The 24,618-nt window shown below is 50.1% G+C and carries 23 protein-coding genes and 2 pseudogenes; 5 read left to right on the top strand and 20 right to left on the bottom strand.

Annotated elements, in window-relative coordinates:
* Window positions 1-150: 150 nt before the first annotated feature.
* The 15 genes and pseudogenes from VV089_RS05165 to VV089_RS05095 all read right to left on the bottom strand — a co-directional run bounded on the left by VV089_RS05165 (window position 151) and on the right by VV089_RS05095 (window position 16,258).
* Window positions 151-3,627: an Ig-like domain-containing protein gene (locus tag VV089_RS05165; protein ID WP_334335169.1), complete on the bottom strand. Its 3,477-nt coding sequence runs from the start codon at window positions 3,625-3,627 to the stop codon at window positions 151-153.
* A gap of 16 nt (window positions 3,628-3,643) precedes the next feature.
* Window positions 3,644-5,371, bottom strand: a complete 1,728-nt coding sequence (locus tag VV089_RS05160) for a serine/threonine protein kinase (RefSeq protein WP_334335168.1) — start codon at window positions 5,369-5,371, stop codon at window positions 3,644-3,646.
* 29 nt (window positions 5,372-5,400) lie between these two features.
* On the bottom strand, window positions 5,401-5,877 hold the full coding sequence (locus tag VV089_RS05155; protein WP_334335167.1) for a prepilin peptidase: 477 nt from the start codon (window positions 5,875-5,877) through the stop codon (window positions 5,401-5,403).
* A 266-nt stretch (window positions 5,878-6,143) separates the two neighbouring features.
* Window positions 6,144-8,048, bottom strand: a complete 1,905-nt coding sequence (locus tag VV089_RS05150; RefSeq protein WP_334335166.1) for a CotH kinase family protein — start codon at window positions 8,046-8,048, stop codon at window positions 6,144-6,146.
* Window positions 8,049-8,070: 22 nt separating this feature from the next.
* A complete protein-coding gene (locus VV089_RS05145; RefSeq protein ID WP_334336212.1) occupies window positions 8,071-8,742 on the bottom strand; it encodes a methionine ABC transporter permease in 672 nt (223 codons plus the stop codon).
* Window positions 8,743-8,761: 19 nt separating this feature from the next.
* Window positions 8,762-9,775, bottom strand: a complete 1,014-nt coding sequence (locus tag VV089_RS05140) for a methionine ABC transporter ATP-binding protein (RefSeq protein ID WP_334335165.1) — start codon at window positions 9,773-9,775, stop codon at window positions 8,762-8,764.
* 131 nt (window positions 9,776-9,906) lie between these two features.
* A pseudogene (locus tag VV089_RS05135) lies at window positions 9,907-10,251 on the bottom strand (MetQ/NlpA family ABC transporter substrate-binding protein); the annotation flags it as partial.
* Window positions 10,252-10,257: 6 nt separating this feature from the next.
* Window positions 10,258-10,662: pseudogene (locus VV089_RS05130) on the bottom strand (MetQ/NlpA family ABC transporter substrate-binding protein); the annotation flags it as partial.
* 438 nt (window positions 10,663-11,100) lie between these two features.
* The gene (locus VV089_RS05125) at window positions 11,101-12,333 is read right to left on the bottom strand and encodes a D-alanyl-D-alanine carboxypeptidase family protein (protein ID WP_334335164.1); all 1,233 of its coding nucleotides are present in this window, start codon (window positions 12,331-12,333) and stop codon (window positions 11,101-11,103) included.
* 100 nt (window positions 12,334-12,433) lie between these two features.
* Window positions 12,434-12,895 (bottom strand): hypothetical protein, encoded by a 462-nt coding sequence (locus VV089_RS05120; protein ID WP_334335163.1) that lies wholly within the window; start codon window positions 12,893-12,895, stop codon window positions 12,434-12,436.
* Window positions 12,892-13,062 (bottom strand): hypothetical protein, encoded by a 171-nt coding sequence (locus VV089_RS05115; protein ID WP_334335162.1) that lies wholly within the window; start codon window positions 13,060-13,062, stop codon window positions 12,892-12,894. Before VV089_RS05115 ends, VV089_RS05120 begins: the two co-directional genes overlap by 4 nt.
* Window positions 13,063-13,293: 231 nt before the next feature.
* Window positions 13,294-13,443, bottom strand: coding sequence for a FeoB-associated Cys-rich membrane protein (locus VV089_RS05110; protein ID WP_334335161.1), 150 nt, complete (start codon window positions 13,441-13,443; stop codon window positions 13,294-13,296).
* A gap of 48 nt (window positions 13,444-13,491) precedes the next feature.
* The gene (gene feoB / locus VV089_RS05105; RefSeq protein ID WP_172542074.1) at window positions 13,492-15,684 is read right to left on the bottom strand and encodes a ferrous iron transport protein B; all 2,193 of its coding nucleotides are present in this window, start codon (window positions 15,682-15,684) and stop codon (window positions 13,492-13,494) included.
* A 70-nt stretch (window positions 15,685-15,754) separates the two neighbouring features.
* A complete protein-coding gene (locus VV089_RS05100; RefSeq protein WP_172542073.1) occupies window positions 15,755-15,976 on the bottom strand; it encodes a FeoA family protein in 222 nt (73 codons plus the stop codon).
* Between the two features lie 69 nt (window positions 15,977-16,045).
* The gene (locus VV089_RS05095; RefSeq protein ID WP_172542072.1) at window positions 16,046-16,258 is read right to left on the bottom strand and encodes a FeoA family protein; all 213 of its coding nucleotides are present in this window, start codon (window positions 16,256-16,258) and stop codon (window positions 16,046-16,048) included.
* Between the two features lie 535 nt (window positions 16,259-16,793).
* Between VV089_RS05095 and VV089_RS05090 the strand changes: the two genes are divergently transcribed.
* Complete coding sequence (locus tag VV089_RS05090) at window positions 16,794-17,714, top strand: hypothetical protein (protein WP_334335160.1); 921 nt, start codon at window positions 16,794-16,796, stop codon at window positions 17,712-17,714.
* 25 nt (window positions 17,715-17,739) lie between these two features.
* On the opposite strand, the gene VV089_RS05085 is transcribed toward VV089_RS05090, so the two are convergent.
* Window positions 17,740-18,105 carry a DUF2752 domain-containing protein gene (locus VV089_RS05085; protein WP_334335159.1) on the bottom strand — a complete coding sequence of 122 codons (366 nt, stop codon included), beginning with the start codon at window positions 18,103-18,105 and terminating at the stop codon, window positions 17,740-17,742.
* Between the two features lies 1 nt (window position 18,106).
* Complete coding sequence (locus VV089_RS05080; RefSeq protein ID WP_172542069.1) at window positions 18,107-18,451, bottom strand: DUF4234 domain-containing protein; 345 nt, start codon at window positions 18,449-18,451, stop codon at window positions 18,107-18,109.
* Window positions 18,452-18,669: 218 nt separating this feature from the next.
* Here VV089_RS05080 and VV089_RS05075 point away from each other — a divergent pair, with 218 nt between their 5' ends.
* The 4 genes from VV089_RS05075 (at window position 18,670) to VV089_RS05060 (ending at window position 21,162) form a co-directional block, all read left to right on the top strand.
* Entirely contained in the window at window positions 18,670-19,173 is a 504-nt protein-coding gene (locus VV089_RS05075; RefSeq protein ID WP_334335158.1) for a sigma-70 family RNA polymerase sigma factor, read from the top strand.
* Entirely contained in the window at window positions 19,160-19,996 is an 837-nt protein-coding gene (locus tag VV089_RS05070) for a hypothetical protein (RefSeq protein WP_334335157.1), read from the top strand. The genes VV089_RS05075 and VV089_RS05070 overlap by 14 nt, the downstream gene beginning before the upstream one ends.
* A gap of 202 nt (window positions 19,997-20,198) precedes the next feature.
* A complete protein-coding gene (locus tag VV089_RS05065; RefSeq protein ID WP_172542066.1) occupies window positions 20,199-20,411 on the top strand; it encodes a helix-turn-helix transcriptional regulator in 213 nt (70 codons plus the stop codon).
* Window positions 20,404-21,162, top strand: coding sequence for a DUF3169 family protein (locus tag VV089_RS05060; protein WP_172542065.1), 759 nt, complete (start codon window positions 20,404-20,406; stop codon window positions 21,160-21,162). The genes VV089_RS05065 and VV089_RS05060 overlap by 8 nt, the downstream gene beginning before the upstream one ends.
* Before the next feature lie 251 nt (window positions 21,163-21,413).
* Here the strand turns inward: VV089_RS05060 and VV089_RS05055 are convergent, their stop codons facing one another.
* The 3 genes from VV089_RS05055 to VV089_RS05045 all read right to left on the bottom strand — a co-directional run bounded on the left by VV089_RS05055 (window position 21,414) and on the right by VV089_RS05045 (window position 24,609).
* Window positions 21,414-22,676, bottom strand: coding sequence for a zinc-binding dehydrogenase (locus VV089_RS05055; RefSeq protein WP_172542064.1), 1,263 nt, complete (start codon window positions 22,674-22,676; stop codon window positions 21,414-21,416).
* Window positions 22,677-22,778: 102 nt separating this feature from the next.
* On the bottom strand, window positions 22,779-23,426 hold the full coding sequence (locus tag VV089_RS05050) for a class II aldolase/adducin family protein (RefSeq protein ID WP_172542063.1): 648 nt from the start codon (window positions 23,424-23,426) through the stop codon (window positions 22,779-22,781).
* A gap of 1 nt (window position 23,427) precedes the next feature.
* A complete protein-coding gene (locus VV089_RS05045; protein WP_172542062.1) occupies window positions 23,428-24,609 on the bottom strand; it encodes a PHP domain-containing protein in 1,182 nt (393 codons plus the stop codon).
* Window positions 24,610-24,618: the final 9 nt, after the last annotated feature.

Here is a 24,618-nt window from a genome sequence, read left to right as displayed (position 1 = left end):
TCGTGCGCCTCCCCGACTTTGCCATCCAGCAGATAATATTTTTCGAAAATAGTTGACATTTCTTAGCTGGACTTTTATTTGAGTTATTTTTATTATATGCGATTTTAAAACTAAAAACAATAAAATCATGCGAACCAAGGAAAAGCAACATTAAAATTCATCCGATTTAAAAGAAAATATTCGGTATCTCCTGCGGATTCCATAGACTGCCAGCAGGCATCCTCCAGCCAGCATCAAGCTTCCTGCAATCCAGACCGCCCATACCACCTTCGGATCATCATCCCCTGGAAACCGGAACCGGATCTCTTCCGTCAATAAAAACCGGATAGGCTTTGTCTCCGTCAGATTCCCGGCCTCATCCCAGGCTTTTACATAAAAAGTCTGCCAGGCCTTTGCACCGGAAACAGGGCAGCTCAGCATCCCGTCCAGCTCACGGAGCATATCCCTGTCGTAAGACGCCCTGCACTGCCCGTTCACAAAAACCTGCGCTCCGGCAAGGGCATAGGCGTCCCGGACATCGGCCAGAAGCTCAAGCTTCCTTCCACGGATGCGTTCCCAGTCCTTTGCGCCTGTCACAACCACACTGGGCCCTGTCTTGTCCACAATAAATTCCAGACTTTTTTCTTTCATCCGGTTGTTGGAAGCATTCTTCGCCCGATCTTCCGAATACAGCGTCACCAGATAAATGCCCTCTTTTTCAAAGTTCTCCTTCCCAATCTGATAGCGGTAGGTTTTCCAGGTATCCTTGGTTCCTGTCCTTTCCACCTGATAGTCCCGGCCCTCCTTCAGCTCCCGGGTCTCGCCCTCCCTGCTGCTTGTCACCTGGTAGTAATCCAGGAAATCGGGATTGTATTCCGTAATCACAAGCTCCGGCTCCTGGGATGCATAGCGGATTCCTCCCGGCCCTGCCAAGAGCTTCGTATTCTCCTCCAGCTCATAGGCCGAGCCAAAGCGGTTTACGGAAAAGGTAAGCTCCGCCTCCGCAGAATTTCCGGCCAAATCCTCTGCCTTTGCCTTGATGCGGTAGAGATCGTCGTTTTCCGGCACCTGCTCAAAATCGCCCCAGAGTATGGTAACCCCCTCTTCCTCACTGCTGCTGACAGAGGCTGGAAGCTGCCCTGTCCCGCTGCTTCCCGTAAAGCTCACCTGTGTCTTGTCCGAATCAAAATTCCTATCCGTGGCGCGCATTCTCACAGCCGCGGCTCCCTGGTTAGCCGAACAGTCCTCCACGCCCTCAAAAACAAGCTCCGGAGGCGTCTGATCGATGACAAATTCCTCTGAGCAGTAAGCCTGCGCTTCATTCCCGGCCAAGTCCATGCACTGAAGCTCCAGACGGTATCTGCCGTCCTCCGAAAAGGTAATTCCGGCCCGGAAGCTTCCTTCCTCCCACTGCCGCAGCTCCCCAAGCTTTGGAAGGGCTGTTTTTTCACCCCTGTCTCCGGCCTGGGCGGATGCTTTTAGATCTCCCGGAAAAAGATTGCGCTCCTTTATCTCTATCACTGCGCTGCGGCTGCCGGCATAGTAGTGATCATTGACAGGTTCGGCATGATCCCAGTGCACCAAAAGCACCGGCGGCGTTTTGTCAATGACAAAGGTGTCTGTCTTCTCATAGGTACCCCTATTTCCGGCGGCATCCTGGCAGGAAATACCGAAGGAATATTCTCCGTCCTTATCAAATACCAGGTCTGCCGTCCAGGCGCAGCCGTCGCTGTGGTTCAAGCTTTCGTAAGCGGCAGAACCTCCGCATCCGTCCCCCGGCCTGTGGGCCCAGGATAAAGAAGGGCTGTCCATCCCCGTAAGCTCAAGCTGCACCTGGCCCGGAAGAAAATTCCGCTCCCATATGGTAATACGGGCTGTCTGATCTGCCTGGTAATACCTTTCATTTCTCACATCCTGATTGAGCCATTTTACTTCTATCTTCGGAGAAGTGATATCAATATGGACTGCCGGGATTTCCACAAGCTCTGTGCTATGGCCCGCAAAGTCTGTCAGACTGCCGGAAATCGGGATTTCATTCCGGTTATTCTCCCCGGCCGGGATGGTCAGAATATGCTCCGTCATCCTCCGGATTTCCTCTCCCTCCTTCTCAAAATGATGCTCCTCCTTCTGATTTCCGGCCTGGATTTGAAGGGAGCGGATTCCGGAAAAAGTGTCCTCCATTACAAATTTTATGGAAACATCCTCCCGGTAAAAGTGATTCCTTCCCCCCGGCGTTCCCTCCACAGAAGCTCTCGCACATGATGTCTCTTCATGCATCTTCGCCGTCTCAATCAGTATCCCTTTTGTTTCTGTCCATTTTTCCATGCGGATTCCGGCCCGGTCTTCGGCCTGGGCCCGGATGCTTCCTGTAAAGGAATGAGGAAGCGAAAGTATCATGCAGGCTTTTGATCCGTTCTCCTCATAAACAAGTCCGTCTCCCGGATGTGCCGCGCCGCTGATCCGCACAGGCTCCAGCTTGTTCTCTCCGCCCATTCCCTCACAGATATAAGTGATCTCCCCAATGCCGCTGAGCAAATCCTCCGCCTGGATCCTCACGGTCAGATCCGGCTTGCAGAAATAGCCGAAGGTAACTTGATTGATAAGCTTTTCAATGAAGGTCTGGCTCTGAGCCTCCAGAGAAATTCCCTCCGGTGACATAAGCGGCTCTGTCCGATCCAGGCAGAAGCTTCCCAGGCTTATGTATCCCTCGCTGCTGCCCTCCGGAATATTTCCTGCCTCGTCCTGTATCCGGGCGGATACCTGGTAAATGGCTTCTGTTTTCAGATGGATGGTCAGACGGAACATGCCTGGCTCTTCTCTGATCTCAAAGTACTCCCCTCTGCCCTCTATGGGATCTTTTTTTTCCGGTTCTTCCGTATCCGTCTTATGATCCCCGTCTTCCGAATCTGTTTTATCGCCCTCTTCCGGTTTCTGCTCTGCCTCTTCTTCATTGTCCTCCTGTGCTTCCTCCGGATCCAGTTCCTCCAGGCCTGCCTTTTCCCGCAAATAAGCCCAGGTTTTTCCGTGTATCTCCTCAAGCTCCGGGATATCCGAAAGCTTTCCCAGGGCATTCTCTGCCTCCAGATAGATTCTTACCGCTTCCATATCCAGATTTTCTTCCAGGATGGTCAGCTCCAGGAATAGTTCCATCCCTGTCTGATAAAATGCTTCCGGTTCCAGTTCCCTCCCCTGTGCGTCTCTCCATACAACGGAAACTTCCGGAGGAGTGCTGTCTGGTTCCTCCGGAATCTCCGGTTCTTCCGGTATCTCTGGCTGCTCCGGTTCCACTGGTATCTCCGGCTGTTCCGGTTCCGCTGGTATCTCCGGCTGTTCCGGTTCCGCTGGTATCTCTGGCTGTTCCGGCTGCTCTTGCAGTTCCGACTCCTCTGATAATTCTGTCTCCTTCCTCACCTTAGTCTGCTCCGACAAAGCCTCCGCCCGGCTCTCCATGCCTGACAGGCCCGTTCCGCCTGCAAAAGCCAGCACCCAGGCCAGAACCATAATCCAGCGCCATTTCCGCAGAATCTGTGGGATTCCAAAGCCAATGAACATCGCCGCCAGCGCTGCCAGCAGCATCAATGACGCTATTCCCAAAAAAATCCATGTATTACGGTATACTTCCAGCATTTGTTCTGCATACTCCATCATTTTCTCCCTTCTTTTCTTATTCTTTCTGCCTTTCCCCATCTATCATATCCAGCTGCCGTTCTGCCTCCTGAAGAAGCATCATAAGCCGGCTCTGCATCTCCCTAAGCCCCTCCTCCCAGTTTACACCGGCAAAATCGGTCTTTAGATGCTGCCGGATCTTCCCCAGCTCTTCCTCCATCTCCCCCTTTGAAATTCCTGCCTGCAGGAATTCCAGGGCGTGCCCATGAATCTGGGCGGCCAGCTCCTGGTACATGCGAAGGGCTGTCACCGCATTGTCAAGCCGAACGAGATTACCGGAAGCCAGAGCCGTCAGATCCTCCCAGTAATCCTCATAGGAAAGCTTCTCATCCCCCGCCCGGTTCACCTGCCCAAGCTGACTGTAATAGGCCCCGATGGTACCAAGACGCAGTGCCCTCTCCCGGCAGGCCTCCGGCAGAGTGCCGCTCCCGGCTGCAATGTTCAGCCACTTCACCCCATAGCTCTTGCTCCCTTCCCCCTCATAATCGTAATAATAAGCAAGGCCAAGCTCATAAGCCAGGCGTTCATACCCCTCCCGGTTCTCCTTCAGATGCATTTCATAAGTCTTTCCCTCCGCCGTCCGCTGATTTAAAATCGCCCGAAGCCGCTCATCCTCCTCTCTGGTAAAGGACACCGCCCCATCCTCTTCCACCGCAAGAATCACCTGGTTCAGCAGCTCCAGATAGCCCTCCGCCCGGCCGGGGTTCAGGCGGATCGCCCCTTCACAGGCCTCTGCCCTTTCCTCAAGCGTAACTGCTGAAGCAATCCGTTCCAGCCACGTCTGATAAGTATCCTTCTCCAGCTTCCGTTCCATGTGCCACGCATAAAACGCTCCGAAAAAACAAAGAAGAAAGGCTGCAGCTGTAATAAGAAAAATACCAAGACGCTTTTTCTGCTTTTTCCGCCAATGCAGATCCATTTCCTTATAGTGTTCAAGAGCGTAAGCCAGCTCCCGGCAGCTTTGAAACCGCTCTTTCGGGTCTCTTCTGGCGCATTTCCTAAGAATCTCCCAAAGGCCGGCAGACAGCCCGGATTTTTGCAGGGGAAAGGGTTCCCTGCAAAAGGAAAGCATTCCCGGCTCCTGTCCTGTAACCGTCTCAAAAAGGACGGCGCCCAGACAATAAATGTCTGTCCTTGCATCTGTCTGGCCGCAGCCTTCCCACTGCTCTGGGGCCGCATACCCGGGAGTCCCCAGGCAGATCGTATCATCTCTGGCGTTAACCTCCCTTATCTCCCTGGCCGTGCCGAAATCTATCAGCTTTAAGCTCCCGTCCGGCTGAACCATAATATTGGAAGGCTTCATATCCCGGTAAATGACAGGCGGATCCTGTTCATGAAGGTAGGACAATACCTCGCAGAGCTGCTTTCCCCACAAAAGCGTCTGCTCCTGGGATCTGGCCCCTTCCAGCTCCAGAACCTCTTTGAGGGATCTCCCTTCTATGTAATCCATCACAATCAGAAGGCTTCCTCCTTCGTCTATGACATCCACAATGGCAGGCAGCCGGGGATGGCGCAGGCGTTTTAGCAGCTCCGTTTCTGCCATTAGCCGCTCACGGACAATCTCCGCGCCAAGCTCCGTTTTGCTGCGGACTTCTTTTACCGCCCAGGTCTTATTTGCCTTTTCATTGATGGCCAGGTAAACCACACTCATGCCCCCCTGGCCGATTTGATGGAGAATCTTGTACTTTCCGTCAATGATGGCGCCTGTTTCCAGCAGTATGGACACCTCCCTTCTATGCTTGAACTCATCCGGATTCAGACAGCAATTCCACAGCTTCTTCCCAGTAAAGCGGCTCCGCAGCCCAGCATAAAGAACGGCGCCAGCGGAATCTTGTCCCGATGCCCTATCCTTCCAAGCATTAACAGCACTGCCGCCGCGCCCCCCGCCAGAAAAATGCCCACGAGAAAACCTGCAAGACTTTTCTCTATCCCCTGATACAATACTGCCGTCCCCAGCAGCTTCACATCTCCGAACCCGATTCCGTGGGCCGTAACCGCCGCCAGAGCTGTCAGCGCCGCCATCCATACTATGCTCTCCAAAGCTTCCCGTCCGGCCAGAACCGCCCCTTCCCTTCCTGCTATTGCCCATTCCGCCAGAAAAACCGGGATCCGAAGCAGCCACGCCAGACTAAGAAGCCGATTGGGAATGCGCATTTCTCTCACATCTGCCCAGGCTGCCCCGATGAAAAATACCAACAATATACCATTTTTTACGGCTGTTAAGCCAGACAACGTCTCCCCTCCTTATCCTTTTTGTCTTGTTCTTTGGAATTCGTGCACTGAATTGTGCGGATCTTGCCTTTGACCCGTCAAAGCGGCAAGCTTCGTTCATTTTCAAAGTAGAAATACTATCTAAAAAAACAGGAAAAGCTGTTACGGCAAACTATAACAGCTTTTCCATCTTATGTCAACTTTTTTCTTTCGACAAATCTCGACAACATGGAGTAGATGTAATTGGCGCAGGTATAAAAAGCTGCCTTCGCTTCTTACACTTTCCCCTACTCCCAAACTCCGGATACCGTCAGATCCTCCGTCACCGTCAGCGGCCCGGTCAGAAGCTCTTCTCCTATCTTCCATCCCACAAAGGATTCATGCTCTTCAGGCAGCTCATAGACCGTCTCTCCTTGGATCACGCCCAGCCGGTAAAGCTCCTCTCCTTTTTTATCCAGAAAACTCACCTGGCAGACAGGCGCATCATTCAACCAGACCTCGTCCAAAAACTGTTTCCTCTCACGGATAAAATCCGTTACCCTCTCTGCCTCCGCCCGGAAGTCCATCTCTCCTCCGTAATCCATATACACGTAAAGAAACCGGGCTTCATCCAAAACTGCAGACGCCGAAATCCGATCCAGATACTCTTCCGCCTTTTCTTCTGCCATTACAGTCAGATAAGCAGAAAATTTCTTCTCATATTCCTTTTTTACAGCCTCCACAAATTCTTCCCTCTGATACAGGTAAGAAAACCAATGGGTATTTTCTCCTATATGCTGCATGAGAAATGACAAAAGCCGCGGTTCCGCATCGTTTCCCCCTACACGTCCGTAAGCCTTATCGTAATCCCAGACCGGGCCGCCGAATACCCGTGTGCTCACGCTGTCCCGGGGCTTGTAAAAATATGAGCTGGTCAGGCCGCCGCCATTGTTGCGGGTAATCTCTTCCACAAGATATTTATCCGCCCAGGATTCCAAATCCAGATATTCGCTAAAATGCACTCCCGTATCCGGATCACACCCGTCCTCCGCCATAATTGCGGTTTCTATAGCCTGCATACGTTCTGCAATGTAGTCAACCTGCTCCCTGGAAGCGTACTTGGGGCTTTTCACGGCAAAGTGCTCACCGCTTTCTGTTATAAATCCGCTGATTACCTCCTGGTACTTGGGGCCGTAATCATGCTCAACCAGATACCCGCCTGTAATATCCTCCGGATTGCGAAGAAGCTCCACGCCCTTGCGGCTGTTATCCTCGTTTGCAAAGCGGTACGCTTTATCCAGGGGGCCGTTCAAAAGACGGTTCTGCTCCCCCAGATCGGCAAGCTCCAGACGGTTTTCCCCGATCTCCACCTTTTCACACAAAAGATACATGCCATGGTAAACGCCGTTAAAATACACGTCGATGTACTCCGACCTGGGGCTTCCCGGCATTCCTGCCTCAAGAGCCATATCATACGTCAGCTTATTGCGGATATAGGAGCGGTCAAAAACATTGCACAAAAGAATCCAGGTATCCGAGGCTCCCATCCCCAGAAAATCCTCGGGACTTTCCAGGTTGATCTGATAAGACTTTTTTTCAAACATAAAGGTATGATTGCCCCGGCCGGAAATATTCTTAAGCTCATTTTGGAACAGCACGCGCCCGTCCGGCCCTACCAGCTCTGCGCTTGCGCCTTCCTTATAGGTCTTATCTGCGTCCAGCTTCTCCATGCTTCCTGTCTCTGTATTCACATACAGGGTAGGCAGCGAGGCAGATTTTAAGAAAATCATGGTTTTCACCCCGGCCTCCCGGCCCCTGCGGTCATAAAAATGCACGGTGTAGGGAACCTGCTCTTCAAAACTGCACAGTGCCTCCTCTTTCCGGGATATGGAAATCCTCTCTCCTTCCCGGACAAATTCCACACGAAAAGCTGATGTCTCTACCTGCAAAGCATCCAAATCCGCAAAGGACGGCAGGAATACATATCCCCTGTCATCCCCGTTCGCAAGGGCCGCCTCAGAGGTAAAGCACCGCACCTGACGGTTTCCGCCGTACCGGAAGGTTACGCACTCCTCCAGCCTGCCTTCCTCCAGAAGAACCTTAAACTTCAAATCCGCAAGCCCTCTTTGCAGAAATAAGAGCGGAAGCAGCACAAATATAAAAATAGCAGCCCCACATAAAATAAGGCCATACCCTTTCTTATGTAAAATCATATGCTGTCTGTTTCCCCGTTCTTTATTTCAGCCTCTTATCTGACTTCACAGAAATACGCGTCCCCACACTCTGGAAGATCTGCACCAGGATAATCAGCAGAATCACTGCAATCAGCATCACCAGATATTTATAGCGGTAATATCCGTAATTAATCGCAATTTTTCCAAGGCCTCCTCCTCCGACGATACCGCTCATAGCCGAGTAGCCGAGAATCGTCGTGATAGCCACCGTAAAGTTGGACATCAGAGAGGGAATGCTCTCCGGAATCAGCACCTTTACAATGGTCTGGAAGGGCGAGGCCCCCATACTCTGGGCCATCTCAATGATATTCGGATTCACCTCCCGAAGGCTTGTCTCCACCAGCCGTGCCACAAAAGGAAAGGCCGCAATCACCAGCGGCACGATAGAAGCCGTGGTTCCCACTGCTGTTCCTACAATCAGCCTGGTAAGAGGAAATACCATAATCATCAGAATCAGAAACGGCACAGACCGCAGAAGGTTGATAAAGATATTCAGTACATGCATCACGCCCTTGGGAAGGGGAAGCACGCCGTCTTTCTCTCCCACCACCAGAAGGACGCCCAGAGGCAGGCCCAGTACGATGGCAAAGGCCGTAGCCAGTACCGTCACATAGATCGTCTCCCAGACTGCGAGGGGTATTTCATTTTGTAAAATCCAGAGGGTTTCCTCCATCACCTCCGGGGAAAAGAGCTTATCCAACATGGTCTGTCACCTCCTCCACCAGTACATCCTCAATGTTGCTTAAATATGTCATGGCTCTTTGCACCATCTCGTCGCCTCCGGTAATACCAAGAAGCATATTGCCGTAGGCCTTGTCCCCGATGCTCCGGGTAGAAGCTCCCAGAATGCTTGCCACAACCTGTTCCTCCATAGCCATCTGGGCTATCAGAGGCGTCTTCGCTGCAAGAGCTCCGCTGAACACCACACGGATCCTCCGCTCTCCCGGCGTCTCCGTCATAATCTCGTCCGCCCCGTCGGGGAATACCAGACGCTTGGCCGCTTCGGACTTCGGACTGGAGAATACGGTGCTCACAAGACCTTCCTCCACCACATGTCCGTCATCCAGAATGGCTACATGGCTGCAAATCTCCTCCACGACGCTCATCTGATGGGTAATGATAATCACGGTAATGCCAAGTCTTGCATTGATATCCCGAATCAGCTCCAGGATGGAGTGCGTGGTCTTAGGGTCTAAGGCACTGGTAGCCTCATCGCAGAGCAGCACCTTGGGCTCTGTAGCCAGGGCTCTGGCAATGGCGATCCGCTGCTGCTGTCCGCCGGAAAGCTGGGCCGGGTAAGCATTGGCCTTGTCCGGTAAGCCTACGATCTCCAGGAGCTTAAGGGCTCTTTTTTTTGCATCCGCCTTATCCACTCCCGCCAGCTCCAGCGGAAAGCAGATATTTTTCAGACAGGTTCTCTGCATCAAAAGGTTAAAACCTTGGAAAATCATGGTTATCTCCCGGCGCACCTTCCGAAGCTCAGCCATGGAAAGACTGCCCATATCGCAGCCGTCAATGAGTACGGTGCCCTCTGTGGGGCGCTCCAGCATATTCATGCAGCGGACCAGGGTGCTTTTTCCTGCGCCGCTCATGCCGATGATTCCGTAGATGTCCCCGTCGCTGATGGTAAGATTTACGTTCTTTAAGGCCTCCACTTTTCCGTCTGCTGTCTCAAATTCTTTGGAAAGATTCTTTATCTCAATCATAAAACCTCCGGACAAGGGAAAAAGCCGGGATTTTGGCACATAATGTGCAAAAACACCTTGCAGAACAGTCGTGCGTGAACAGAAGCCCGGCATTTTCCTCTTCTTATGTATTTACTGCAATAGCTCTATTTGATAGCATCCAGGCTGGTCTGCCTGCCGCCGTACAGTCCGATGGGCTCTACATGCACGGCAGAAGCGGATACCAGGTGGGTTCCGTTTTCTGCATTGAAATCATCCAGATACGGCGTGTGCTGGAAGTAGTTGGCGTCTACCTCTCCGCTTTCCACCACGTTGTTGGGCTGTACGTAATCGGTGTACTCAATGATGTCCAGGGTAATGTCTTTTTCCGCCAGGATTTCCTGGGCTGCCTTTAAGATCTCTGCATGAGGCGTGGGGGAGGCCGCTACGGTAATGGTGGTTCCTGCCAAAGCCGCATAGTCAAGAGAGGCATCAAAGCCGTCGGTGGGGGCGTCCACGGTGCTTACTACTGCGCCCTCGTATTTTTCGGTGATGTAGTCGGCCACCTTCTGGCTCTCCAGGGCAGCGACCAGGGCTTTGATCCCATCGGAGGACTCATTTCCCTCTTTTACTGCCAGAATGTTACTGTATGCAGAGGAGGATCCCTCGATGGCAAGGGCGTCTGACATGGGGTTTAACTCTGCCTCAATAGCGTAGTTGGAGTTAATAACCGCATAGTCTACGTCCTGCAGTACGTTTGGAAGCTGGGCCGCCTCTACCTCCTTGAAGGTAATGTTGTAGGGGTTGTCCTGGATGTCCTTAATGGTGGCGGTGATGCCTGCGCCGTCCTTTAAGGTGATGTAGCCCTGTTCCTGCAAAAGCAAGAGAGCCCGGGCCTCGTTGGTTGTATCGTTGGGTACGGCGATGGTTAAGCCGCCGCTTTTTTTGCATGCTGTCAAGGAAACTGCAAGGGTCAGCACTACGGCTGTGGTTACCAGTGTCTTTACAAGCTTTTTCATAATGTGTTCTCCTTTTTGATTTATTTTAATCATATGAAAAAGGGAAGCCTCCAACAAAGCTTCCCTTCTCAATCATTCTTGAGTGCGGCCTCGCTGAATGGGACCGCTCCTTTACGGATAGAAAGCGTGTTGGAAATCAGCATGGCAAAGCATGCACATGGGGCACATGTACATCTCCATGGTATGCATGGCGTGAATGCTGCTTTCTCTCATGGCGCTCTCCTTTTTTACAATTAAAACTGGTTTGATTATAGTGCATAATGCTTTAGAAGTCAATGGGTTTTTGGGAAAAACCGGCTCCCATGCCCTGCGAAGCTTATTTGCACTGCCACCAAACGGCAGAATGGTTTACAACCGGTAGGCGGTCAGGATTTTTCTCAGGCACCAGGGGAGGCTTATCGGATCTACCTTGTCGGTTGCCGTAATTGGGTAGATTTGTACAATGTCGCCGTTCAGGTAGTAGCGGACGCTTCCTATGATGGTGCCGGGTTCTATGGGGGCGGACAATTCTTCAGGCAGGTTGGTTTCTATAGTGATTTGTTCCTGCTCGGACAGAAGGAGCTTCCGGTGCGTAGTTTCAGCCCCGGGGGCTAAAGCAATGTGCGTATAGGATTGTTCCTCCAGGCTGCCGCTTTCGGGGATTCCCCCTTTTACCGGGATGGTTCCAAAAGACGGCTCCTCCCAGACGTCCCGGTATTCGTAGTGTTCCAGGCCGTAGCTCATAAGCTTTCGGGTATCGCTCCACTTATAGCTGCGGTTATTGGGCCAGCCGCAGGCTAAAAGAGCCACAATAAAGGTCCGATCTTCGCGCTTTAAAGCTCCTACATAGCAGTACCCCGCATTGTTGGTAAAGCCGGTTTTTCCGGAAAGCGCCCCTTCCATCATCGTAAGAAAAGCATTCTTGTTGCCTACGGTAAAGCTTCTTAAGCCCTCGGTGTCGCCAAAGCTGTAAGAGGAGGTTCGCGTAATCGTAAGAAATTCTTCCCGTTTCGGAGACTGGGTGATGCAGTAACGCATAGTTTTGGCCAGGTCGGCTGCCGTGGTAGAATGGACGCCGCCTTCATCTGCGGCATCCAGGCCGTTTGGCGTTATGTAATAGGTGTTGTAGCAGCCGATGTCACGGGCCTTGGCATTCATCATTTCGGCAAAGCCCTCTACAGAGCCTCCTACGTGCTCTGCGATGGCAGCGGCAGAATCATTGTGGGATTCCAGCATCAGAGAGTAGAGGAGATCCCCCAGGCGGTACTGCTCTCCTTTGCGGATTCCAAGCTGTACATCCGGCATCCCGGCAGCGTACTGGGATACGGTGACAATCTCGTCCAGATTGGCATTTTCCAGGGTAACGATAAGCGTCATAATCTTGGTGGTGCTTGCCATGGGCCTTTGTTCATAGCCGTTTTTTTCAAATAAAACACGCCCGGAATCGGCATCCATCAATACGGCCGATTGGGCGTATAGTTGTCTTAGCTCGGAAGGGAGCTCTGTTTGTCCTTCCGGGTTTTCTGATTCCTGTCCGTAGGCATTTACGGAAAGGCAGAGAATCAATCCAAAGAGCAGCAGAATGGAATATAATTTCTTCACGTGTGAACCAACCTGTACTTTGTTTCCTTTTATTGTATTCTTAGGGAACCGGATTTATAACACAAGTTCCTTAACATCCATTGCCGGATGTTAAACTCCTTCAAAACTTCAGCATCCGAATCTCCGACGGATGAAAGCCGTCATTTCCAAACTCCCCTTTCATATCCACAATCATATGAAGCTCCAGATCCGAAAAGCTCCCTTCCCGATCCTGCCCTTCCCCTCCATCATCCGGCACATCCCTCACATAAAACTTCGTATCCTCCGTATAAATAACCGGTATCAGATCCGAATCCTTAAGCTTAGCCTTAGAGGAAGGACTGCTGCTGCTAATCGAACCATCCTCCTGAATCTCCACCTTACACGCAGCCACAAAAAGCTCCCCATCCTCCAGCTTACGCACCTTCCCCCTAAAATCCGCATCAATCGCCTCCGCCGTCTCCGAATCCAAAACAGCCCAAGCCCCTTTCCCGCTACACCCCATTACCACAAAAGCCAAAACACAAACGACACCAAACAAAAAAGCCCGTTTCCAGATCCCATTTCTCATATTGTTCTTCATATTGTTCCTCCATTTTCGTCATGTACCTTTTCCGCCGCAAATCCCGTATCCGCCAAGAATACAATGGAAATCCAGCAGCCATCATCCATCAAGCCCCTATTATACCCAACAAATCTGGAAACAATCTCTAAACCAGAACTTTCACAACCTCCCCCTTTATCCCCCACCCAAAACCTCCAAAGGTGATGTCACAAAATAAGCCGGCAGCCTTTTCCAATATCCAGTGTCCGGCTGTGCGCGAACAGCCTGTCTGAACTTGGCAGACAGGATGTACGCGAACCGTCCGAACCGTTGTGATAAGGAGGGACCCGCAAGGCGGGAGGATTCCTTATTACTGGGGATATGGAAAAGGCTGCCGACTTATTTTGTGACATCACCAGCACAACCCCAAAACCACTTCACTCCCTTTTCCCACACCCCCCTTTCCCACTGCACCCCACACATCCGCACCCGCAAGAAGAGCCCCCTCTCCTCTTATTGCGAATCATATATCCCACACTCCCCAAAAGGCAAATTACAATAATCAAAACCACAATCACATCCGCCATTTAAACCTCTCTCCTTTCCTGTTTCCAGCCTATTTTATACCATAATCCCTATAAAAACAATCCACCTACAACATTTACCAACAGAGCCGCAATATACGCCGTCCCCATCTGAATCCCCACAGCCTTCCCTGTCTCCTTCCAGGTCTTAAGCTCTCTCTTCATGGCCCCGACCGCCGCAAAGCAAGGCATGCAAAGAAGATTAAACACCATATAAGCATAAGCCGCAGCCTTTGTCTTAATATCATCCTTCATATGGGGAAGCGCATTCTCATCGCCGCCCTCAAAGAGCACGCCTTCCGAGTAAATATCTGCGGCCGCCTCAGCATCGTACACGCCGCCCTCAAAGCCAAGCTCTTCCAGCTCTTCCGGAGCATACTGAGAAAAATACTCCTCCAGATACTCCTCTGTCACATCCTCCTCATAAAGCTGGGCAAAGGTAACAACCACATTTTCCTTGGCAATCCATCCGGTAACCACACCTACGGCCGGACGCCACTCCCCGAAGCCCAGGGGCTTAAAAACAGGGGCAATCACATTTCCAATGGAGGCCATAAAGCTGTCATTCATCTCACACATAATGCTTCCATCCTCATTCTCGGCCGCATTCCTTCCATTAAAGGAATCCATATTGAATCCGGCCAAAAACCAGATAAGAACCGTGGAGACAAAAATCACCGTTCCGGCCTTCACCGCAAAGCCCTTCACTTTTTCCCAGCCATGAATCAGCACACTCTTCAAGGTCGGAACACGGTACTGTGGAAGCTCCATAATAAAATTGGAAGCTCCGTCCTTATAGACAAACTTATTGAGCAGCAGGGACACCAGAATTGCCATCACAATGCTGAAAATGTAAACGGAATAAGTCACCAAGGTCTGGTTACTGTCTGCAAACAGTGTAGAAACAAACAGTGCAAATATAGGAAGCTTAGCGCCGCAGGGCATAAAGCCGGCCAGAATCGCGGTAATCTTCCGATCCTTCTCCGATTCCAGGGTACGCGTCGCCATCACCGCCGGAACGCTGCAGCCAAAGCCCTGGAGCAGCGGAATAAAGGAACGGCCGGACAGCCCGAAGCGGCGGAAAATGCGATCCAGCACAAAGGCAATCCGCGCCATGTAGCCGCAGTCCTCCAAAAAAGAAATCAGGAGATACAGCACCAATACCAGCGGAATAAAGCCAAGTATCGCCCCAAGTCCTGCCATAATACCGTCAATCACCAGAGAGTACACCCAGGGAGACGCGCTGCCAAGGAGGCCTTCGATCGCTTCGGTTAAACCGCCCCACAGAGATTCCACCAGACCTGCAAGCCAGATACCGGGACTTGGGATTCCCAGGAAAAGAAAATTTTCACTGTTGGTACAAGCAAACAAAAGATACATTATCACCGCAAAAACAGGCAGGGCCAGAATCCGGTTGGTGAGAATTTTATCCAGCTTGTCGGATTTTGTTTCTACATGACCGGAAGCGGATTTTTTAACGGTATCTTTTACTACTTTCGCTATGTATTGGTAACGCTGATCCGCTATAACTGCTTCCGGATCTGCATCCGTGCCGCAGGCCTCTTCTATGACTTTTTGAGTCTGGCTTTTCAATTTTTCCGAAAGTCCTGCCGTTATGTTTTCATCATTTTCCAAAAGCTTAACTGCCTTCCAGGCACTGTCGGATTCTCCGGCAGCTTCCAGGAGCTTTTTTACCTCATCTATGGCTCTTTGAAGCTTTTCATCAAAAATAGGAAGTTCTTTGGGAGGCTTTTTTGCTCTTGCTCTCTCTGCGGCCTGACTGAGCAGCTCGCCGATGCCTTTGCCGCTGCGCGCCGTAATGGGAACAACCGGGACGCCGAGTATCTGAGAGAGCTTCTCCGTTTTGATTTGGTCGCCTCTTGCCTCTACCTCGTCCATCATGTTAAGGGCGATGACGGTGGGAACGCCGGTTTCCAGAATCTGCAGGGTCAGATACAGATTTCGTTCAATGCTGGTTCCGTCTACAATATCAATCACTGCATCGGGTTTTTCTTTTACAAGATAGTCTCTTGCTATGATTTCCTCTGCAGAATACGGGGACAGAGAATAAGTGCCGGGAAGATCCATGATGTGAAGCTCCTTATCCTTTTTGCAGATGCCCTCTTTTTTGTCTACGGTTACCCCCGGCCAGTTTCCTACCCGCTGCCGGGAACCGGTTAATTCGTTGAATAAAGTTGTTTTGCCGCAGTTTGGATTGCCTGCAAGCGCAATTGTATAAGACATTTTTTCACTCCTTTGCTGGAATTTGATGATTCTTTTGTTTTTTACTATGGAACATATTGTAATCCAGGCTTTACACCTGAACCTCTATCCGGGCCGCCTCCTCTTTCCGCAGGCTCAGCTCATAGCCGCGCACGTTGATTTCCACGGGATCGCCCAGGGGAGCTGTTTTAATAACTTTCACGGCTGTTCCGGGAGTGATGCCCATGTCCATAATTCTGCGTTTTAAGGGGCCTTTCTCGCCGATGGATACTACCTGGCCGGACTGGCCCGGCTTCATTTCTTTTAGTGTCATATGTTTTCCTCGCTTTCTGATTTTGAGTGAATTCGAATTCCGCCCGTCTGCTATAGGGATTTTTCCAAACTAAGCAACCATAATCTGAGAGGCCAGGCCCCGGTTCAGCGCTATGCGCACACCCTTTACCAGCAAAATAAGACCGCTGGAGTTCTCTCCTATAACCTGTACGTGTTCGCCCTTGACAAATCCCAGCTCCTGCAGGCGGCGTTTTACTTCCTCCTTTCCATGAAATGACCGGATTTCTCTTATCTCACCAATCTCCATCATTGCCAATGCCATTTTCACTGCTCCCTTCGTTCACATTTGTTTTTGTGTATGCATGGATTCCGGTTCCTATATTTCTGATCCTACCACTACATATCTTTCTTTCAATTGATAACGACTATCATTTTCTTTGTTATTATATCACGCTTCCAGGGTTTGTCAATAGTTTTTGATAATAATTCTCAATAACATTTTTTATTTCTATCCAGACGTAAAAAAGCTCATAAGTATCACTTGTGGGTACTCCATTGACTACTTTATTTCGGGAAATTAAGGACTGACGCTAAAAAAATCAACAACTATTTTGTGAGAAAACAGAGGGAAATACTAACAATATATTGTTCGGTACAAGTAAGGACGTATCCTGGCCATTAAGGCAAAATACAGGAAACTAAAAAGATTGGGAATTGTCAAAAACGGATATGTGTAACCAAGAAGAGGAGCCGGTGGACTTTGTCCGGTAAGTATGATAGACTGTAACTGCAGAGGAATTTTTTCTAAAAAGGTATGAATTCCAAACTTGCGATAAAAAATCAGGGGGGGATAAGAAATGAGAAAATCTATGAAATGTATCACTGCACTGTTCCTGCTCACAGCTCTCCTGCTGCCTGCGCTGGCCGGATGTAAAAAAGCCGACTTTAACGCTTCCAAGGCAGTAGACGCCTATCTGGCTGTGGAGACAAAGGGAGAATTTGATCTTTATGCAGAGATGTCCGGCAAAAATAAAGAGATACTTAAGGCGCAGTACGACGCTGCCCTGCTGGGGTTAAAGGGAATGTTCCAAGAGCTGGAATACCTTGGAGTCAGTTTTGGGGACGACTTCATTGAAGAATTAAAGAACCTTATGGCCTCAGGTAAATACCAGGTAATCGGCCACCAGAAGGAAGACGGCGATTATGTGGTGGATGTGGATGTATTTCCCTCCGACGTACTGGATCTCTTCTTTTCCAATATTATGACAGAGGCGCTCACCATGGGCGATATGAATGACATGGGGACGGTTTTAATCGAAGCCCTTCAGACCGCCATTGCATACCAGACCTACGGAGATCCAATCAGCCGCCAGGTACGGGTGAGCTACAATAAGGATACCAAGGATTACGAAATCAATCAGGAGGATATCCAAAAGATTCTGGGGGATTTTTATTCTATGGAGGGTGTTATGGAAGATCTTCTGGATCTCTACGAGCCAAGCGGAACCGTTTATGACAATCCCTATCTCAACTGGTCTGCCGAGGAGTGGAATGCGGCATCCGAGGAGGAGAAAACCCAGTGCTGCCTTTCTCTTGTGCAGGAGCTCTACGGATTTTCCGACGAGGAAATGGCAAGCATCGATCTCAACTCCGCCGACGCCCAGACAGGCCTCCAGGCCATCAAGGACGGATTGGATATGAATTTCCAGGGATTGGGCGCTCAGATGAAAATCGGAGATTATATGGAATTCCTCCGCACCCAGATGGGATTTTATTGAGCAGGCAGCCCATGAAAGGTGGCTCTTACACAATGTTGCGGAGGATTCCAAAGCTCAGCAAAGCGGCCAGGAATACCAGCATCCCGGCGGATTCCCATTTTTTCCAGACCGTTTTCCTGGAAAATAGATAGTTTCCAAGGGATTTTATCAATAGCCACAGCAGAAAAGGGCCAAAGCAGAAGATCACCGGATGGCTGTGAAAAGCTCCCGAAAGGTCCCCTTTTCCCAAGGCCAGCAGCATGTGGGTGATGCCGCAGCCCGGGCATTTCAAATGAAAAACAAACCGGAACAGGCAGGGAATGCCCGTTCCGGTATATCTGACAAATCCATAGTATGCGGCAAGAATCAATGCTGCCATTCCCGCTTTTTTCAGCCGCCTGTGATCTATCATCTTAATTCGCCAGCTTATTCAGCTCATTCTGAATCAATGCGTAAGCAATAATTCCGCCAAAAATATAGAGAATCAGATAGAGCACACCTCCATTGGAAGCCGGAAGGCCTCTGTCCATCTTTGCCTTATCCAGCAATTCACCGCGCTTATAAGCCCAGTAAAATCCGTAAATCCCACAGGTAACAAGGGTGAGCACAAGGGCCATCACTCCGGATGTTCCTTCCTCATTTGCCAGCGCATTGGTGTCATCTGTCATGCATACAAACCAATACATGCTGTAGATGCCACAGGTAACCAATGCCAGGATGATGCAAACGGCAATGTTTCTCTGCTGTACTGTCCTCATAACAATTCCTCCTTCGTGTCTAAACAATAAATTTTTTTGACTAATTTAATATAACACTTTTAGCGGAAGAGTTCAATACTAACTGTATAAATTCATAATTTCATAAGAACCTCCGGCTACTGGTCACGGAGCGAACAATAACAGCCTCCGATTTTTTTCATTTAAAAAGTAATATTTTGTCCGAAGGCGGTGTCTAATAAGTGAAAGGAGGTCCCAAAATGCCGGCAGAACCATTGTTAGAAAGACTTATGAATGAATACGGCGATACGCTTCTGCGTATGTGCTATTTGTACCTGAAGGACTATCACCTTGCCCAGGACGCTGTCCAGGAGACATTTTTAAAAGCTATGAAGGCCTATGGTTCCTTTGAACACAAGTCCAGTGAAAAAACCTGGCTTGTACGCATTGCCCTTAACTGCTGCAAAAATATCATGCGGAACCGCTGGTTCGGAATCATCAGAGACAACCCGGAACAGCCCCCGGAGCAGATTGGCGAGGACCCGACGGAGGCCTTTCTGGAAAAGGACTCCATCTCAACGGCCCTTATGAAGCTGTGTGTAAACGACAGACAGGTTCTCCTGCTCTATTACTACCAGGAGCTGCCCGTCCGGGAGATCGCAGCCGCAATCGGAAAAACGGAAAATGCCGTGACACAGCGTTTAAACCGGGCAAGGGGCAGATTAAAAAAAATTTTAACGGAGGCTGGATATGGAGAAATATAATATTAAAAACGAAACAAACCGAGATTGTATGGAAGCATCCGGCATGAAGCAGCTCATCGACCAGGAGCTTAAGGAGGTAAGGCTGAGTGAGGATATGAAAAATAAGATTCGGAATCGGGCCGTCTGCCGGAAGCCGAACCGGCTGTGGAAAACCGCTGCGGCTTTTGCCGCGGTGCTTGTCCTGGGAGGAGCCACTGTTTCCGCCGGGTATCATGCACTGAATAAAGTTCATGTAAATGATGAAACGCTGCCGGAATTGGATCCTATGAAAATTGTAGAGATGAATGCGCCGGAAGCTGCGGTCAATGAGTACGCATTCATTGAAAAGGACTACAGCAGCTATTTGGAACTGAAAAATGAGCTGGGGATAAAGCTGCTGGACAGCGTTCTGTCTTCCGAGCATCCCTATATGCAGTGTCATATACAGACAGATCCGGAAAACTATGCCATTATCCAGGTGAACAATTTTATCTTAGGGGATACCAGTAACTATCAGCTTCTTAAAGATATAGACCGCTATTCCTACGACCATGGAACAGTATATTTTTCACCTGTTTCCCTAAAAGCGGAGCTCATCCTGGGCGAAGAACAACTGGCCCACGGATGGGATACGGATTATCTTGGGATGTACCGCTTTGTGGAACAATATACATCTGCACAAGGGTATCGGGTGAATCTCGTGGAGGATACCATTGCGGAAACTCCTCCGGAAGATTATGTATCAAAAAAAACGGCTGTCTTTGTAGCGGACGGCATCCGCTATATCTTGACGGGACAGGTCTCCATCGATACCATGAAAGAGATTGTGGATACTATGGAATAAGTTTTTGGCTGTTATACAAATTGTAATTTTTTCAAAGGGGCTGTGGGAAAATATGACATCAGAAATGGCTGATGTCATATTTCCACACAGTCATTTTTTATTTTTCTCTTGACAATTTTCCTTGTCATCAATATACTGTATTTATGACAAAGATATTTGTCATTTTGACTAATTTTCATGTCACATCAAGGAGGACATGCCTATGCCGCTTTACAATCATCTCAAGGAGCACCGTGCCAGGCTTGGCTTAAACCAGCAGCAGCTAGGATCTCTGGTCGGTGCTTCCAGGCAGACCATCAGTCTGATTGAACGGGGGGACTACTCTCCTTCTGTTACCCTGGCCCTCAAAATTGCCAGGGTCTGCAAGGTATCTGTAGAAACATTATTTGAATATGAGGAGGAAGATCATGAATAACAAGAAAAAAATAACTATCCGGTATTTCCTGTATATCCTGGGCGGCGCAGTTCTGGGCGCATGCTTGAGCCTTGTTTGTTTCCATGCAAAAATACCCTTTGAGAATCTGTTTTCCGATCTCTATACCAGACTGCTCGCAAGCTCCCCGTGGCTTTGTATCCTGCTTGGCCTGTCTGCTGTGGTTCTGTGTTATGTGCCTCTGGCAAAGGCAAAAAAGCGCATTGCAGACTGGAATGGCTGGAACGATGATACGGACGATACGTTTTACCGAAAGACAGAGGTTCTCTTAAACATTTCTATCGGAATATCCAGTCTGGCAATGATGCTTTACTTTATGGCGTTTGCGCTGCTGACCATTGCCACTTTGAGGAAGCATGTATCTGTATATCTGTTTTTTGCGGTTGTTCTGTGTTCTCTCTTCTTTATGATTTTTCTGGCCTTTCCGCAGCGGAAAGCCGTGGAACAAATCCGCATCCTGAATCCGGAGAAGAGGGGCGATGCCCTGGAGCTTCATTTTCGGAAAAAATGGCTGGAAAGCTTTGACGAACAGGAACGGATTGCCGCCTATGCGGCCTCCTATCAGGCGTTTTCCAGCTTGAATCTTGTCTTTTTTGCCCTGTATATTCTGCTGGTACTGCTGATTCCCTTTTTTGACATCGGCTTCCTGCCCTTTTTTTGCATTGGGTGCATGTGGCTGATTCCCAACGGGATTTATCTCCGGGAGACTTTAAAAAGAAAAAAGACGCAGTAGTTCCGGAATTGTAATATTTCCCCATTCCCGGTATATAAAGGGGGGCTGTTGCAAAATAAGACAGCAGGCTTTTCCTATATCCAGTGTCCGGCTGTTCGCGCACAAACTGTCTGATATTGACGGACCAAAGTCCGGCAAGAGCAGACAGAATGTGCACGAACCGTCCGAACACAGGATACGGAAATGACTGATGGCTTATTTTGCAACAGCCCCTCCCCTACTACAGAAGTTTCTCTCTCATAAGGCTCGCTTTAGATAGACGGCGCATGCTCCAAAAGATACTTTTCTGCTTCTGTATTCCACAGTCCGTTGGTCTTGGAAACCAGCTTGTGAAGCTCCGCAAACATGGGATCGCTCTTTCCCTTCTCCTCGAAGTCTGCAATGGCAGTAAGAGGCAGGGAAATGTGGGTGTAGATCAGCTTCTTTCCGCCCGGAACCTTGGGAAGGTTGAGGGTAGTCTCTCTTGCCACGTCAAGGCCGCCGATATGAGTAACCAGGATAGCCGGATCCAGCTTGCCCTGTCCCATCATAGCCAGGCACTCCTTCATATCATCGGTATTTCCGCCAGAGGTTCCCACTACATGGGTTCCGGAATAATGCACATTGTAGAAGTTGAACTTTGCGGAGAATTCCGGGTTGGAGGGGCCTGCAAAGAAGTTCAGACAGCCGTCCTGTGCCAGAATGCTGTCAGCCAGCTCTACTACGGGAGCTACAGGAGCAAAGCAGAGTACATCGTCATAGCCAGCTCCGTCTGTGAAGTCCATCATGCATTTCTTCTGATCCTCTACCTTGCCTGTATTTACATAGACAAGCTTGATTCCCTTTTTCGCTGCTTCCTCGGGAGAAAGAATCTGCTCTGCCCGTGCCAGACGCGCATCGTCAATGTCCGTCACAATCAGAAGGGACGGATTGCGGTCGCAGTGAATGATATAGTCGATAGCAGCCAGGCCCATGGGGCCTACGCCTGCCAGAATCGCCATCTTGCCGCCCTCTACGATGCCCATGTCATGCTCGTATTTTCCTCTGGTCACGTGGTACATTGCATGGAAGGTTCCTGCCACACAAGACAGAGGCTCTGCCAGAGAACCGCCGAAATAATTCTCGCTGTCAAAGTGAAGGAGACAGCCCATCTCCATCACCTCGTTGGGGATTACCACATAGGTAGCGTCTCCGCCGATGAATTGGAAGGAATATCCCGGTGCATCCAGGCTTCCCTTGTAGTTGAGGGCCGGCTGAATGGAGAACTTCTCTCCCTCCTTGAACTCATGGGCCCACTTGGAGCCTACCTTTACCAGCTCGCCGCAGAACTCATGGCCGATGATGGTGGGATGCTCTGCCACATCATTGGGCACACGCTTGTGATCCGCGCCCTGAATAGCTGCCTTGTAGGAGGACATGCAGATACTGTCGGATACAACCTTAGCCAGAATCTCGTCATCCTTAAGCTCCGGAAGCTCAAACTCTTCCAGACGCAGATCTTCTTTTCCGTACAATCTTAATGCTTTTGTTTTCATATTTTCTCTCCTTTTGGCTTTATAAGCCTTATTTTTTATAGGTGCAGTAAAACAATGATGACTGCTGTCAATTTTCGCAACGCTTCCAGCCGCGTCACCTGCCTACCGGAAGGTAACCTGCTGCTCCTCGTGCTGGGAGAGCAGATGGCGGCATTCCTCCTCCGGAAGATCTTTTTGTGTCCCCACAAGCTTTGAAATGGTCAGCACCTTGGCAATGGCCTCGGCCGCCTCCATATTGTTCATGGCTTCTATGGCATCCGGTCCCACCGCAATGGCCCCGTGATTTTCCAGAAGCGCCACGTTGCTGTGCTTTAGGATGGGGCCCAGATCTCTGCAGATATCGTCCGTTCCCGGCCGCCCGTAGCCCGCCACCTCGATGCGTCCGTATTTAAACATCATTTCCGGATAAGCCCTTGTCTCCACCGGCCTTCCGCAGACTGCATGAGCCGTAAGATAGGAGGGGTGGGCATGGACAATTCCTCCGATATCCTCCCTCATCTGATAGGTAAGCACATGAAGCCGAAGCTCCGAGGTGGCCTTTAAGGTTCCCCCTATCTGATTGCCCTCCAGATCCGTAACGGCTATCATTTCCTCTGTGAGAAAGGCCTTGTTCTTAGCGCTGGGCGTCACATAGATCAGCCCTCCACGCTTTATGGAAATATTGCCCTCTACTGCATTTAAAAGCTGCTTTTCGTCCAGACGCTTTGCAACCAGGAGGATCTCCCGGACTGCATCCTTGTCTATCTGCATATTATTCACTCACCTTTTCCCGTTCAATCAGCTTCCAGGTAGCGTCCACCAGATGTTTGAACTGGGGATCCTCAAGCTGTGTGCAGATCATGCTCTGGCGGGAGCTGTTCACATCCTCTCCGGAGATCTCAGTCATACCGTACTCCCGGCAGAGGTTCTGAAGCCTGGTCATCTGTTCCTTGGTATTCCGGGCCGGCATGTAGGTTACGCCGTGGACTCCCTCTTCCTTCAGCATCTCAAAAAGATCGTCCAGGAATTCATCCTCAAACTTGGCCGCTTTCTTGTCTCCCGTTACGGAATCCGTAATATCTCCCAGATAAGGATAACAGAGAATGGCTCCTGCCTCGTCAGCCAGCTTCACCAGATCCTTGAACGAAATGCATTCCTCCGTGGCAGGAACATAAATCTTCTCCACCAGCTCCGCTTTCATTACGCCTAAGAGATCGTATACAAAATGAGGATTCTGCGGATCGGAAAGCTGACCCTTCTGCTTTTCGGAAAGCTTGATTCCCAGCTGCTCCTCCACAAATTCCGCACACTTTTCCTTTCCGGCCCTGGCGATGATCTTCTCGCTTAAGGCGCACAGAAGATGACGCTCGGTGACGGAGCCGCCGTTGGCATACTGGGAAATGGGCAGTACGTCTTTATCAAAATCCAGGGTGATTCCCTTGGATTCCATAAGTGCATTGATGTTGGCAGTCATCTTGCGGTTCCGCTCGTTCCGCTTCTCTCTCAAGGGGCCGAATACCTCCTGAAGCTTTGCAAAGCCCGAATCGGGTACGCTGTGAATGGCCATGTAGGCAATGCCTGCCTGGTCGGGATTGTTTAATTTCCTTCCTGCCATGCGTGTGCCATCCAGACTGGCGCGGCATTCCATACCGCAGGTGGTGCCGATTCCGGCGATCTTTCCGGCCTTGCGGAACTCTACCGCTCCGGCAATGCTGTCGTGATCCATGATTCCCGCTGTCTCCAGCCCCTCATCCCTTGCACAGTAAATGGCGGCTGTGGGGGAATAGGGGGAGAAGGAATAAATGGTATGTATGTGATTGTTGGCAAACTGGGGCTTTACCTCCGGCTTCTCCTTCTCGCTTCCAAGGACGATAGCCAGATTTGCCAGACGTTCCTCCGGGGTCGGGGCATTCAGAAGCTTTAAGGCTTCCTGCCGTTCTACGAATTTATCCATGCTCTCATG

This window comes from Candidatus Merdisoma sp. JLR.KK011 (genome assembly GCF_036941125.1).
Taxonomy (GTDB): domain Bacteria; phylum Bacillota; class Clostridia; order Lachnospirales; family Lachnospiraceae; genus Laedolimicola.
This window is presented reverse-complemented; position numbering and strand designations above follow the sequence as displayed.